Here is a 13,704-nt window from a genome sequence, read left to right on the forward strand (position 1 = left end):
GCAACCCAGCCTCGGCCACCGAGGCCGTCTTCAGGAGCCGCAGGTGTCCGGAACGCAGCGTGACCTCACCCCGCCGGCCCCGCTCGGGCAGGGCCGGCTCCGCTCCGGGCCGGTCCGGGTGCGGCGACCCGTCTATGTCGACCTGCTGCCCCCGTGCAACGCCGGGTGCCCTGCGGGCGAGAACATCCAGGCCTGGCTCGCCGACCTCAAGGCCGGCCGCACCGAGGCCGCCTGGCGCACCCTGACTGCGGACAACCCGCTCCCGGCGATCCACGGACGAGTGTGCTATCACCCGTGCGAGTCGGCTTGCAACAGAACGAGACTCGACGAGCCGGTGTCGATCCACGCCGTCGAGCGCTTCCTCGGGGACCTGGCGATCGAGCAGGAGTGGTCCTTCACACCGCCTCTCATCAGCTCGGGCCGCTCCGTGCTCGTCGTCGGGAGCGGACCGAGCGGGCTGTCAGCGGCATATCACCTGAGGAGGCTCGGCCACGACGTGACCGTGCGTGACGCGGCCGACCTACCAGGCGGCATGATGCGCTACGGCATCCCGGCGTACCGGCTCCCACGCGAGGTGCTCGATGCGGAGATCGACCGGATCCGCCGCCTCGGGGTGACGTTCGAGCAGGGGCACCGAGTCCACGATCTCGAGCGGGAGCGCCGCGAAGGTGGCTTCGACGCCGCGTTCGTCGCCGTCGGCGCGCACCTGTCCAAGCGGGTGGACATCCCGAACCAGGACACCGGCCGGGTCCTCGACGCGCTGTCGTTCCTGCGCGGTGTGGAGACCGGAGAGCGGTCGAGCATCGCAGGCCGGGTCGCCGTGTACGGCGGTGGGAATACCGCGATGGACGCCGCGCGGGTGGCCCGGCGCCTCGGCGCCGAGGACACGGTCATCGTGTACCGGCGCACCCGCGAGCAGATGCCGGCGCACGAGGAGGAGGCCCGCGAGGCCGAGGACGAGGGGATCCGCATCAGCTGGCTGCGAACCATCTCCGCCATGGGTGCTGACGACCTCACGGTCGAGGTCCAGGAGCTCGACGAGCACGGAAGACCCCACGGCACCGGACAGTTCGAGACTCTCGAGGCAGACACCGTCATCCTCGCGCTGGGACAGGACAGCGACACCGGGCTCGTGCAGGACATCCCCGGCGTCGACGTCCGCGACGACACGGTCCAGGTCGACAAGCTGACGCTCATGAGCGGGGCACCAGGCATCTTCGCCGGCGGCGACGCCGTGCCGAGCCAGCGCACCGTGACGGTCGCCGTAGGGCATGGGAAGCGCGCCGCGCGAAGCATCGACGCGTGGCTGCGCGGCCAGGCGCTCGACTCCGCGCCGAAGCACCCTCGCGCCGACTTCGACCTGCTCAACCTCTGGTACTTCGGTGCCAACGACCGTCGCGAACAGGTCGAGCTCGAGCCCGCCAGCCGGGTCTTCTCCTTCGACGAGGTGCGGGCCGGGCTCACGTCCCACGAGGCGACCTACGAGGCCGGCCGATGCCTGTCGTGCGGCAACTGCTTCGAGTGCGACGGGTGCCTCGGCGCGTGCCCCGAGGGCGCCGTCGTCAAGCTCGGCCCTGGCCAGCGATACCGCTTCGACTACGACACGTGCACCGGGTGCAGCGCATGCGCTCGCCAGTGCCCGGTCCACGCGATCGAGATGGTCACCGAGCCGGCTCCCGGAGGTGTCGCATGAGGACCACCATCGACGGCAACCAGGCCGCGGTCGACGTCGCCTACCGCCTGTCCGAGCTCTGCGCGATCTACCCGATCACGCCGTCCTCACTCATGGCCGAGCTGGCTGACGAGTGGTCGACCCACGCTCGGCAGAACATCTGGGGCACGGTGCCGACGGTCGTCGAGATGCAGAGCGAGGGCGGCGCCGCCGGAGCGATCCACGGCGCGCTCCAGGGCGGCGCACTGAGCACGACCTTCACCGCGTCGCAGGGCCTGCTGCTCATGATCCCGAACATGTACAAGATCGCCGGTGAGCTCACTTCCACGGTGTTCCACGTCGCGGCGAGATCCATTGCCGCGCAAGGCCTGTCGATCTTCGGCGACCACTCCGACGTCATGGCTGTACGCCAGACCGGCTTCGCCCTGCTCGCGTCGGGGTCGGTGCAGGAGGCACACGACCTCGCAGCGGTGGCCCACGCCGCGACGCTGCGCAGCCGAGTTCCGTTCCTGCACTTCTTCGACGGCTTCCGCACGTCGCACGAGCTCAACACGGTCGAGCTGCTCGACGACGACACGCTGCGCGCCCTGGTACCGGAGGAGCTCGTCCGCGCGCACCGGCTGCGTTCGCTCTCGCCCGAGCGGCCGTTCGTCCGGGGCACGGCACAGAACCCCGACGTCTACTTCCAGGCACGCGAGACCGTCAACCCCTTCTATGCTGCGACGCCCGACATCGTCCAGGAGGCCATGGACGAGCTCGCGCTCCTCACCGGCCGCCGCCTGGACCTCGTCTCGTATGCGGGCCACCCGGCCGCCGACCGCGTCGTCGTCGTCATGGGATCGGCCTCGCAGACCCTGCGGACCGCCGTGGACCACCTCATCACGCGGGGCCAGCGAGTCGGCATGGTGCAGGTGCGTCTCTACCGGCCGTTCCCCGCAGCCCAGCTCCTCGCGGCCCTCCCGCGCACCGTCGAGCGGGTCGCCGTGCTCGACCGCACCAAGGAGCCGGGCTCCCACGGCGAGCCGCTCTTCCTCGACGTCGCCAGCGCGCTCGCCGAAGCACACCAGCAGGGGGCTGTCGACCGTGTCCCACAGGTGACGGGTGGCCGGTTCGGCTTGTCCTCCAAGGAGTTCACGCCTGCAATGGCGATCGGTGTCTTCGACGAGCTGTCCCGGCCACAGCCGCGGCGACGCTTCACGGTCGGCATCGTCGACGACGTCGGCGGGACGAGCCTGCCGTGGCGGCAGGACCTCGACCTCGAGGACCCCGACACGACACGTGCCGTCTTCTTCGGCATCGGCTCGGACGGCACGGTCGGCGCGAACAAGAACACCATCAAGATCCTCGGCGAGAACCCCGACATCCATGCCCAGGGCTACTTCGTCTACGACTCGAAGAAGTCAGGGGGCCTCACCGTCTCGCACCTGCGCTTCGGCCCCCACGAGATCCGGGCGCCCTACCTCGTCACCGGAGCCGGCTTCGTCGGCTGCCACGACCTCGGCATCCTCGAGAAGGTCGACGTGCTGGGGTGCGCCCGGCCCGGCGCCACGGTGCTGCTCAACGCCCCCCAGGAACCTGGAGCCATCTGGGACGCGCTGCCGCGACCGGTGCAGGACGAGGTCATCGCGAAGCGGCTGCGGCTCTTCGCCATCGACGCCGACCGGGTCGCACGGGAGTCGGGCCTGCCGGGCCGGACCAACACCGTGCTCCAGACCTGCTTCTTCGCGATCTCGGGCGTCCTGCCTCACGACGTCGCGATCGAGCGGGTCAAGACCGCGGTTCGCAAGACCTACAGCCGTCGTGGCTCCGAGGTCGTCAGGCGCAACGAGGACGCCGTCGACGCGACCATCGCCGCGATCCACGAGGTCCCGGTGCCGGCCGCCCCGACGACCCTCCGCCGGCCCCGCCCCCTCGTGCCGGCCGGCGCACCGGAGTTCGTGCGATCGGTGACCGGACCGATGATGGCGGGCGCGGGCGACACCATTCCGGTCAGCGCCCTGCCTGTGGACGGCACCTACCCCAGCGGCACAGCGGCATACGAGAAGCGGCGGATCTCGGACGTCGTGGCGGACTGGGACCCGGACGCCTGCATCCAGTGCGGCACCTGCGCGTTCGTCTGCCCGCACAGCGTCCTGCGCGCGAAGTACTACCCCGAGTCCGAGCTCGAGAGTGCCCCGACCGGCTTCCGCTCGGCCCCTCTCAACGCGGCCGGTCTGCCGGACACGAGGTACACGCTGCAGGTCTACGCCGAGGACTGCACCGGCTGTGGCCTCTGCGTCGAGGCCTGTCCCGTCGAGGTCCTCGCGCCCATCGGTGCGCCGGCCCGCAAGGCCGTCAATCTCGTGCCGCTCGACACCGTGGTCGAGCGGGAGTCTCGCAACGTCGACTTCTTCGAGAGCCTCCCCGACACGGACCGCTCCCGGGTCGACTTCGGGACGGTCCGGGGCACGCAGTTCCTCGAGCCGCTCTTCGAGTTCTCCGGTGCGTGCGCCGGGTGCGGCGAGACGCCGTACCTCAAGCTGCTGACGCAGCTCTTCGGCGACCGGGCGACGGTCGCGAACGCGACGGGCTGCTCGTCGATCTATGGCGGCAACCTGCCGACCACTCCCTGGGCCAAGAACGCGGCCGGCCGTGGCCCCGCCTGGTCCAACTCGCTCTTCGAGGACAACGCGGAGTTCGGGCTCGGCCTCCGGCTCGCCGCCGACCTCCACACGAGGCTGGCGCGGGAGCGGCTGGAGCAGCTGCGCGACGCGGTCGGGTCCGAGCTTGCGGACGCGCTGCTCGGCGCGGACCAGGTGCGCGAGTTCGAGCTCGCGGCGCAGCGCGAGCGGCTGGACGAGCTCGACCGGCGGCTGGCGGGCCTCACCGGCCCGGCGGCGGACGACCTGCGCAGCGTCGCCGACCACCTGCTGCGCCGCAGCATCTGGATCGTCGGCGGGGACGGCTGGGCCTACGACATCGGAGCCGGCGGGCTCGACCACGTGCTCGCGTCCGGCCGAGACGTCAACGTGCTCGTGCTCGACACTGAGGTCTACTCGAACACCGGTGGCCAGGCCTCGAAGGCGACACCGCTCGCGGCCGTCGCGAAGTTCGCCGCCGGCGGCAAGTCCATGGCCAAGAAGGACCTTGCCCTGCAGGCGATCGCCTACGGGAACGTCTACGTGGCCCGAGTCGCGATGGGCGCCGATCCCCACCAGACGCTGACGGCGTTTCGCGAGGCGGAGGCGTATGCCGGCCCGTCCCTCATCATCGCCTACAGCCACTGCATCGCCCACGGGATCGAGATGCGACGCGGACTCGACCAGCAGTACCTTGCCGTCGCCTCCGGACACTGGCCGCTCCTGCGCTACGACCCGGCGGGACGTGCGGATGGCCTCAACCCGTTCCAGCTCGACTCGCCGCGACCACGCATCCCGCTCGCCGACTACGCCTACACCGAGCTGCGCTACCGGATGCTCCGTGACGCCGATCCCGACGAGGCCGACCGTCTGCTGGCCCTCGCGCAGGAGGCCGTCGACCAGCGCTGGACGACCTACGAGGAGATGGCCACGCGTGGACCAAGCCGGTTCGCCGCCGATGCGCGCCGGGACGGGCGCAGGACCTCACCGCGCGAGATCCGCCCCCACGCGGTGTCCGTCCCGGCCTCACCAGGAGGAGAGCCATGACCGACTACACGACCCGCTACCTCGGCCTGACCTTGCGCAACCCGCTCGTCGCGAGCGCCTCGCCTCTCACGGCCCACCTCGACGGCGTGCGCTCTCTCGCGGACGCCGGGATCGGCGCCGTGGTGCTGCCGTCCCTCTTCGAGGAGGAGATCCACCAGCAGGAGCTTCGTGACCTGCATCTCGTCGAAGGGACCGACCACCGCGCAGGCGAGGCCAGCTCGTACTTCCCCACACTGGCGTCGGACGAGCCGGCCCGAGCCAAGCGCTACCTCATGCACCTCGAGCGAGCTGTGGCCGCGGTCGACGTCCCCGTGATGGCGAGCCTGAACGGCAGCTCCCGCGGCGGCTGGGTCCGGTATGCGCGGGCCATGCAGGAGTGCGGCGCCGCGGCGGTCGAGCTCAACATCCACCCCGAGCCGACCGACCCACACACGTCGGGCAGAGCCGTCGAGGACCGGCATGTCGAGATCGTCGAGGCGGTCAAGGAGAGCGTCGACATCCCCGTCGCCGTGAAGCTCAGCCCGTGGTTCAGCTCCGTCGGCGAGATGGCCCTCCGGCTGGACCGGGCCGGCGCGGACGGCCTCGTCCTGTTCAACCGGTTCCTCCACCCGGACGTCGACGCCGAGCGGTTGACCGTCGAGCCCGGTGTCGCCCTGTCGTCCCCGATCGAGGCCCGGATGCCACGCGCGTGGATCGCCATCCTCCGCGGCCACGTGGCTGGGTCCATCGGCGCCACGACCGGGGTGGAGACAAGCCGGGACGTCGCCGCCTACCTGCTCGCCGGGGCGGACGTCGTCATGACGGCGTCGGCGTTGATGCGGCACGGGATCCACCGCACCACGGTGCTGCTGGAAGGGCTTGACCTGTGGATGCGGACCCATCGCCTCACGTCCCTCGACGACATCCGCGGCCGGCTGGCCGTCCCCAGCGAGACCGACACGGCGGCCTACGAGCGAGCCGGCTACGTCGCGGCCCTCCGCCGCGGACGTGCGATGTGGGCCGCCGCTGGCCTGCACTGGGACTGACCGTCAGAGCCAGCCGCGGTTCTGCGCGACGCGTGCGGCCTCGGCGCGGGTCGAGGTCCCGGTCTTGCCGATCGCGGAGCTGAGATGGTTGCGGACCGTGCCGGGAGACAGGTGCACGACGGTGGCGATGCTGGCAACGGTGCCGCCCTGCAGGGCCACGAGCAGGACCTCGCGCTCCCGCTCGGTGAGCGGGTTGGCGCCTTCGACGAGCGACTCGGTGGCCAGCGACGGGTCGACGACCCGCAGCCCGGCGTGGACCTTGCGCACGGCATCGGCCAGCTGTCGCGCCGGCGTGTCCTTGACGACGAACCCTGACGCGCCCGCCTCCAGTGCGCGCCGGAGGTATCCGGGTCGGCCGAACGTCGTGACGATGAGACTGCGCACCCCGGGCAGCGAGTCGCGCACCGCAGCGGCGGCGGCGATGCCGTCCAGCCCGGGCATCTCGATGTCGAGCAGGCAGACGTCCGCGCGTGACTCGCGCGCCCGAGCGACGACCTCGTCGCCACGCCCCACCTCGGCGACGACCTCGAGGTCGGACTCCAGTGCGAGCAGCGCCGCCAGCGCCCCGCGCACCAGCGCCTGGTCGTCGGCGAGCAGCACCCTGATCGTGTCGCTCACAGCGTCACCTCCAGCACGGTCCCGTGGCCCTCCGGGCCGGTGGCGATGGTGAGGAGACCACCGGCGGCCTCGACCCTCTCACGAAGCCCGCGTATGCCGTTGCCCTCGGGGCGGCCCTCGACGCCGCGGCCGTCGTCGCGGACGGTCAGGCGGTTCGAGTCGAGCTCGACCCAGCACTCGTCGGCGTCGCTGTGGCGGATCACGTTGGTCGTGGCCTCGCGCAGCACCCAGGCCAGCACGATGCGGTGCCGTGGGTCCACGGCCGTCGGGTCGTCGGGCACGTGCGCCTCGATGCCAGCACCTGCGAGCGCCATTGTCGCAGAAGCCAGCTCGTCGTCGAGCCGGGCCGCGCGCAGGCCGCCGACAGTGGCCCTGATCTCGGCGAGTGCCTGCCTGCTGAGTGCCTGGATCTCCACCAGCTCCTCCTTGGCCCGGTCCGGGTCCAGGTCGACCAGGCGCTCGGCGAGCTCGGCCTTGACCGTGACGACGGTGAGCGAGTGGCCGAGCACGTCGTGGACGTCTCGGGCAACCCGCTCCCGCTCGGCCACGAGCGCCAGCTCACGGGACATGGCCTCGTACTGCTCGCCCCGGTCGGTTGCGAGCCGGATCACCGCGGTCATCGCACTGACGGCGAAGACGATCACCGCGACCACCCACGTGCCCTCGTCGAGCTCCACGAAGATCGCGCAGAACAGGGCCGAGAGGATGCAGAGGCCACCCACGGTGAAGGCCCAGAACAACGGCAGGGCGAACATCCCGAAAGACACGACGAACGGCAGGAAGCTGAGGGCCCCGACGCCGAGGAGCGGTATCGACGCGAGCGTGCAGGCGATGAGGCCGCCGACATAGACCGCCCCCCGCCCGTAGCGCGGGACGCAGCGCTTCTCGAGTCGCTGGAGGTGCTGTGCACCGAGCGAGTAGAGGAGCCCGAAGGCGACGATGAGGGTGAACCCGACAGCCTTCTGCCAGGCCGCCAGGTCGGTGTCGAGGAGCGCGATAACGGGGAAGACCAGGAAGACCAGCCAGACCGACTGGATGATCCAGCTGTAGCGCTCCCACGGGTTGCGGTCGGGCACGCCATGGCGCGTCGCGAGGCCCGTGGCATCCTGCGTGCCATGGACCTCGCGACCCTGCGTCTGGCTCACTGACGCTCCCGGCCGCGACGGACGAGCACGGTCGCGAGCACCCCGAAGATGACGACGTAGGCGAGGACGTTGGCGATCGGGAGCCACAGCGGGTCCTTCGTCCCGTCGGGCAGGTAGCCCTCGGTGAGCGGGTAGCGGGCCAGGGCGGCATACCCGTAGAGCGGGGTGAACTTCGCGAACGTCAGCAGCGCGCCCGACAGCGGGATGAAGAGGTTGCCGAGGAAGGCGAAGATCACGAGCGTGCCTGCGGCGGCGCCCACGGCGGCCTCGGAGCGGAAGGCGGTGCCGATGAGCAGGCCGTAGAGGGCGAAGACCGACGAGCCGGCGAGCACCAGGACGGCACTCAGCGCCCACGCCGAGGCCGAGCCCTGCGCCCCGGTGACCGCGCCGAGGAAGTAGGTCAGCAGGACCGGCACCGCGGCAACGGTCATGGCGATGAGGGCCTTCATCGCGATGTAGGACCCGTCGGCGAGCGGCGTGAGTCCGAGCTGGCGACCCCAGCCCTGAACCCGCTCGACGGCGGCGTTGCCACCGATGCTCGTCGTCGCGGTGACGGCACCGTAGGCCGCCATGCTGATCATCACGTACATCGCGACGTTGCCGTTGCCGATCGTCTCGCCCTTGGCTGCGACGGTGGAGCCGAAGATGAGGTAGAAGAAGGCCGGCAGCACGGCCGTGAAGAACATGCCGGCGTAGTCGCGAGTGATGCGGCGCATCTCGAGCAGGGTGAAGGTGGCGTTCATCGCACGAGCTCCTCAGTGGTGTCGTAGAGAGTGTCGTCGTCGGCGCCGGTGAGGGCCATGAAGGCCTCCTCGAGCCCGGCCGTGACGATCTCGAGGTCGGTGCCGCCGAGCTCGTTGAGCAGCAGGCGGGCGACGGAGTCGGAGTCGACGGCGGAGACGACGACGCGGGCGCCGCGCTCCTCGATGCTCCGCACGCCCTCGCAGGCGCGGAGCTTCTCCATCGCCACGGTCGCACCGAGGACCGGCAGGGTGGCCGAGACGGTCCGCCCGCTCGCGCGGGCCTTGATCTCGGCGGTGGTCCCGTCGGCGACGATCCTGCCGCCGGCGATGAGGACGATCCGGTCGGCGAAGGCGTCGGCTTCCTCGAGGTAGTGAGTGGCGAAGACCACGGTCCGTCCGGCGCTGGCGTCCTGGTGCATCGTGTCCCAGAAGTCGCGGCGGGCGCTGACGTCCATCCCGGCCGTCGGCTCGTCGAGGATGAGCAGGCGCGGGTCGGGCAGCAGGGCGAGCGCGAAACGGAGGCGCTGCTGCTCACCGCCTGAGCACTTGGACACGCGGCGGTTGGCGAGCGCGCTCAGCCCGGCGCGGGCGATGACGTCGTCGACCGGGGAGTGGACGGCATACGTGGAGGCGATCATGACGACCGTCTCGCGAACGGTGAGGTCACGCAGAAGCCCACCGGTCTGCAGGACGGCGGAGACCTGGCCGGCGACGACGGCGGCGCGGGCGCCGTTGCCGTAGACGCGGACCGTGCCGCTCGTCGGCTCCGTCAGCCCGAGCACCATGTCGAGGGTCGTCGTCTTGCCGGCCCCGTTGGGGCCAAGGAAGGCGACGACCTCGCCGGGCTCGATGGTCAGGTCGATGCCGTCCACGGCGCGGACCTTGGCGTCGTGCGAGCCGCGTTGCGGGGCGAAGGTCTTGACAAGCTCGTGGAGCTCGATGGCGGGGGTTTCCCTGTTCATGGCTCAACTGTGCATCGTGGCGCAACCCCCCGCCCCGGGCGTAGGTCACGAGATCTGCGTGACAGGTGTCACGGCGCGATGCATGCTCGGGATCATGTCGCAGTTCTGCGTCGTCCTCGAGTCGGACCTCGCTGCCGCGGACGCGTGGCGGCGCGTCCTCGACCTGCGGATGCACTCCCGGGTCATCCCGCTCACGACCGTGCGCGGGAGCGCCCTGTCGGCGGACTCCCTGACCGCAGGGTCGCAGTTCGTGGCGCGGACGGCTGTGGGGCCGGTCGGGTTCGACGACGCGATGACGGTTGACGAGATCACTGCACCGCGGGATAGCAGTCCCGGGGTGGCCCGGATCCGCAAGGAGGGCAAAGTGATCCGCGGGTCCATCGTGCTGCGCGTCTCACCCGTGGCCGCGGGGTCGCGGGTCGAGTGGCGCCAGGAGATCACGGTGTGGCGCATCCCGACGCTCCTCGAGCCCCTCGTGGCCCGCGTCGCCGAGCAGGCGTATGCCGCTGCCCTCCGCCGCCTCCTGGCCCGGGACTCGTGACCGTGCGCGCCGACCCGAGCCCCCGACCCGCAACACACCGAACAACCGCAAGCTTCGACGGTAATAACCATCGAAGTCTGCGACTGCTCGGTGTGTTGCCGAGGTCTGCTAGCGCCAGCCGAGCGCCGGGGCCACCTGCGTGAGGACCGACTCGATGACGTGCGCGTTGTAGTCGACGCCGAGCTGGTTCGGCACGGTCAGCAGCAGGGTGTCGGCAGCGGCGATGGCCTCGTCCTCGGCCAGGGAACGGACCAGCTCGTCCGGCTCACCGGCATACGACTTGCCGAACCGCGCGAGGCCCCCGTCGAGGTAGCCGACCTGGTCCTGGCTGGCCGACTCGCGGCCGAAGTACGCGCGGTCGAGGTCGCTGACGATGGGGAACACGCTCCGGCTCACCGACACCCGCGGCTCGCGCTCGTGGCCGGCCGCCGTCCACGCGTCGCGGAAGCGCTGGATCTGCTCGGCCTGCAGCTGGTGGAACGGCACGCCGGTGTCCTCGGTGAGCAGGGTGGAGCTCATGAGGTTCATGCCCTGCTCGGCCGTCCACTCGGCGGTCGCGCGCGACCCGGCACCCCACCAGATCCGGTCCCGAAGGCCGGGTGAGAACGGCTCGAGGCGGAGCAGGCCGGGCGGGTTCGGGAACATCGGCCGAGGGTTCGGCTCGGCGAAGCCCTCGCCGCGCAGCAGGTCGAGAAGCACCTGCGTGTGCTCCCGCGCCATCGCCGCATGGTCCGAGCCCTCGGCCGGGATGTGGCCGAAGTAGCGGAACCCGTCGATGACCTGCTCGGGTGACCCGCGACTGATGCCGAGCTGGAGCCGGCCGCCTGCGATGAGGTCCGCGGCGCCCGCGTCCTCCGCCATGTAGAGCGGGTTCTCGTAGCGCATGTCGATCACGCCCGTGCCGATCTCGATCTGGCTGGTGCGGGCGCCGACGGCCGCCAGCAGGGGGAACGGTGACGCGAGCTGGCGCGCGAAGTGATGCACCCGGAAGTAGGCGCCGTCGGCGCCGAGCTCCTCGGCGGCCACGGCGAGGTCGATGGACTGGAGCAACGCGTCCGACGCGGAGCGCGTCTGCGACTGCGGCGACGGCGTCCAGTGCCCGAACGACAGGAACCCGATCTTCTTCACATGCCCTCCAACGTTGCGAGGCTCCCAACGCTTCCACAGGCCCGCGCGCATGGGGAAGCGCCGCAGGCCTGGGCGGCTCACCCGGATGGTGTGAAATACCCGAGGTCCCACCGATGCCGGGCCCGATCCGGTTACCGTGAGGACGCGCCACGGAGCTGTCGGAGCCCGTGGCATGTCTGCGGGAGCCCAACATGCGGACGTTCGAAGAGATCGTGAGCCAGGCCATCACGGAGACGGGCTGGTCAGAGCCCCTGGCTACCGCGGCCCAGACCGGCCTGGTCATGGCGAGCGCGTCGGCGCCCGGCACGTTCGAGCCCTCGCTCGTGCCCCGGTCGACGAGGGACCAGGCGATCATCACAGGCCTGACGACGACGCTGAACTACGGCTTCTCCACCGCGACGCAGGACGCCCTGGCCGCCGTCGCCGCCCTCGTGGCCCCGGCCCTGCCCGGACGCGACCTGGCGCGCAAGCAGGCCCTGGCCACCCTGGCCCTCGACCTGGTCGCGGTCCCGGTCGGCTACGGCCTCTGGCGGTTCGTGTCGCGACGCCCCAACGAGGCGATGCTCCGGGGCGGGATCCGTCAGGTCGGCTGGCGGCTCATGGCCACCGGGATCGGCGGGGCTGTGCTGGGCACCGCCCGGGCCGGCCTCATCGCGGTCGACGATGCCGTCGACGCCAACGGCCGCCTTGCCCGGATCCCGGTCGCGATACCCGTGGGCCTCGCCGTCGGTGGGGCGGTCCTGCGCCGGCAGGTTCGCGACGTCCGGGACCTCCCGGCCGGCGAGCAGGACCAGGAAGAGGTGAGCACCGTCCGCTCGGCCGCGCTGGGAGTGGTGCTGGCGGGCGGACTCACCGGAGCGGCATACGGGGAGATGTGGCTCGCTGAACAGGCGGGCGAGGTTCTGTCACAACGGCTTCCGGGACCGCCTGCGCTCTACCGCCTATCCGGACACGCCCTCTGCCTGACGGGCGTGGTCGCCGGGGTCAACCTGCTCTGGCAGCGAGCGATGACCAAGGTCGAGGCCGGGGCGTCCGACGTCGACCCGTTCTTCGACGACCCCGAAGGCGGCAAGCACTGGGTCGAGCCGGCGGTCAGCGGGTCAGGCGAGAGCCTGGTGCCCTGGTCCACGCTGGGCCGGGAAGGTCGGCGCCACGCGCTGCTGTCCGTGCGCACCAGGCCCCCGGTGGACCGTCCCGGCAGCTACGGCGACTTCTCCATCCCCGCGGTCATGGGTGAGCCGGCCGTCGCCGAGCCGGTGCAGGTGTACGTCGGTCTCGACAGCGCACCGACGGCGGGTGAGCGGGTCGAGCTCGCGATCGCCGAGCTCGACCGGACCGGCGCCTGGGACCGGTCCGTGCTCATGCTCATCTCGCCGACCGGGAGCGGCTACGTCAACTACTGCGCCAGCGGGGCCGCGACCTATCTCGCGCGGGGCGACATCGCGATGGTGACGATGCAGTACTCCAAGCGGCCCTCGCCCTTGTCACTCATGAAGGTCAAGCAGGCGCGTGAGCAGAACCGCCTTCTGTGGCTGCGGCTGAGCGCCCGGCTGCGCGAGCTCAACGGCACGGGGCCGCGGATCGTGCTCTTCGGCGAGAGCCTCGGCGCCCACACGAGCCAGGACGTCCTGCTGCACTGGGGCACGCTCGGCCCGCAGGCACTCGGCCTCGATCGTGCCCTCTGGATCGGTACGCCCTACGGCTCTGGCTGGATGCACCAGGTCACCGGGGCGCCTCGGCCGGATGTCGACCCCTCGCTGGTGTCGGTCGTCAACGACTACGAGCAGCTCGCCGCGATGTCGGAGCAGGCGCGGGCGAGGTTGCGCTACGTCATGCTGACGCACGACAACGACGGGGTCGCGCGGTTCGGGCTGGACCTGCTCAGCAGCAGGCCCGCGTGGCTCGCGCCCGGCCGGCCGCTGCCCGAGCCGGTGCCCGGCGCCAGCCCTCGCGGGATCTCGCCCCGGCTGCGCTGGAGGCCGGTCACGACCTTCTTCCAGACGCTTGTCGACATGAAGAACGCACAGCTCCCCGGCGCCTACAAGGCCTGGGCGCACGACTATCGGCCGGAGCTGCCGCGGTTCATCTCAGCGGTGTTCGACCTGCCGGCGACCGAGGAGCAGCTCACCCGGATCGAGCAGGCGCTGGAGCAGCGCGAGACGGCGAGGGAGCAGATCTTCAAGGACTGACCCCGTCCGGACCAGC

The 13,704-nt window shown here is 71.2% G+C and carries 10 protein-coding genes; 5 read left to right on the plus strand and 5 right to left on the minus strand.

Going from position 1 to position 13,704, the window contains the following annotated elements; all coding sequences use genetic code 11:
• The first annotated feature begins 43 nt into the window (after window positions 1-43).
• Genes ACWEOW_RS06270 through ACWEOW_RS06280 form a run of 3 tightly spaced genes read left to right on the plus strand, consistent with a single transcriptional unit; the run spans window position 44 to window position 6,362 of the window.
• Entirely contained in the window at window positions 44-1,693 is a 1,650-nt protein-coding gene (locus ACWEOW_RS06270) for an NAD(P)-binding protein (protein ID WP_452268310.1), read from the plus strand.
• On the plus strand, window positions 1,690-5,337 hold the full coding sequence (gene nifJ / locus ACWEOW_RS06275; RefSeq protein WP_452268311.1) for a pyruvate:ferredoxin (flavodoxin) oxidoreductase: 3,648 nt from the start codon (window positions 1,690-1,692) through the stop codon (window positions 5,335-5,337). Before ACWEOW_RS06270 ends, nifJ begins: the two co-directional genes overlap by 4 nt.
• Window positions 5,334-6,362: a dihydroorotate dehydrogenase-like protein gene (locus tag ACWEOW_RS06280; protein WP_452268312.1), complete on the plus strand. Its 1,029-nt coding sequence runs from the start codon at window positions 5,334-5,336 to the stop codon at window positions 6,360-6,362. The genes nifJ and ACWEOW_RS06280 overlap by 4 nt, the downstream gene beginning before the upstream one ends.
• A 3-nt stretch (window positions 6,363-6,365) precedes the next feature.
• On the opposite strand, the gene ACWEOW_RS06285 is transcribed toward ACWEOW_RS06280, so the two are convergent.
• From ACWEOW_RS06285 to ACWEOW_RS06300, 4 genes are read right to left on the minus strand one after another with little or no spacing between them, the layout of a single operon-like run.
• Window positions 6,366-6,980, minus strand: coding sequence for a response regulator (locus ACWEOW_RS06285; RefSeq protein WP_452268313.1), 615 nt, complete (start codon window positions 6,978-6,980; stop codon window positions 6,366-6,368).
• Window positions 6,977-8,125, minus strand: coding sequence for a sensor histidine kinase (locus tag ACWEOW_RS06290; RefSeq protein WP_452268314.1), 1,149 nt, complete (start codon window positions 8,123-8,125; stop codon window positions 6,977-6,979). The genes ACWEOW_RS06285 and ACWEOW_RS06290 overlap by 4 nt, the downstream gene beginning before the upstream one ends.
• On the minus strand, window positions 8,122-8,868 hold the full coding sequence (locus tag ACWEOW_RS06295) for an ABC transporter permease (RefSeq protein WP_452268315.1): 747 nt from the start codon (window positions 8,866-8,868) through the stop codon (window positions 8,122-8,124). The genes ACWEOW_RS06290 and ACWEOW_RS06295 overlap by 4 nt, the downstream gene beginning before the upstream one ends.
• The gene (locus ACWEOW_RS06300) at window positions 8,865-9,830 is read right to left on the minus strand and encodes an ABC transporter ATP-binding protein (protein WP_452268316.1); all 966 of its coding nucleotides are present in this window, start codon (window positions 9,828-9,830) and stop codon (window positions 8,865-8,867) included. Before ACWEOW_RS06300 ends, ACWEOW_RS06295 begins: the two co-directional genes overlap by 4 nt.
• Window positions 9,831-9,846: 16 nt before the next feature.
• Here ACWEOW_RS06300 and ACWEOW_RS06305 point away from each other — a divergent pair, with 16 nt between their 5' ends.
• Complete coding sequence (locus ACWEOW_RS06305) at window positions 9,847-10,371, plus strand: SRPBCC family protein (protein ID WP_452268317.1); 525 nt, start codon at window positions 9,847-9,849, stop codon at window positions 10,369-10,371.
• A gap of 108 nt (window positions 10,372-10,479) precedes the next feature.
• Here ACWEOW_RS06305 and ACWEOW_RS06310 read toward each other — a convergent pair whose 3' ends face one another.
• Entirely contained in the window at window positions 10,480-11,499 is a 1,020-nt protein-coding gene (locus ACWEOW_RS06310; protein ID WP_452268318.1) for an LLM class flavin-dependent oxidoreductase, read from the minus strand.
• 191 nt (window positions 11,500-11,690) lie between these two features.
• Here ACWEOW_RS06310 and ACWEOW_RS06315 point away from each other — a divergent pair, with 191 nt between their 5' ends.
• On the plus strand, window positions 11,691-13,688 hold the full coding sequence (locus tag ACWEOW_RS06315) for an alpha/beta-hydrolase family protein (RefSeq protein WP_452268319.1): 1,998 nt from the start codon (window positions 11,691-11,693) through the stop codon (window positions 13,686-13,688).
• Window positions 13,689-13,704 lie beyond the last annotated feature (16 nt).

This window comes from Monashia sp. NPDC004114 (assembly GCF_053603855.1).

Coding starts and splice junctions, on each gene's coding strand:
- ACWEOW_RS06300 (WP_452268316.1), bottom strand. CDS start 9,830: ATGAACAGGGAAACCCCCGCCATCGAGCTCCACGAGCTTGTCAAGACC.
- ACWEOW_RS06280 (WP_452268312.1), top strand. CDS start 5,334: ATGACCGACTACACGACCCGCTACCTCGGCCTGACCTTGCGCAACCCG.
- ACWEOW_RS06295 (WP_452268315.1), bottom strand. CDS start 8,868: ATGAACGCCACCTTCACCCTGCTCGAGATGCGCCGCATCACTCGCGAC.
- ACWEOW_RS06315 (WP_452268319.1), top strand. CDS start 11,691: ATGCGGACGTTCGAAGAGATCGTGAGCCAGGCCATCACGGAGACGGGC.
- nifJ (WP_452268311.1), top strand. CDS start 1,690: ATGAGGACCACCATCGACGGCAACCAGGCCGCGGTCGACGTCGCCTAC.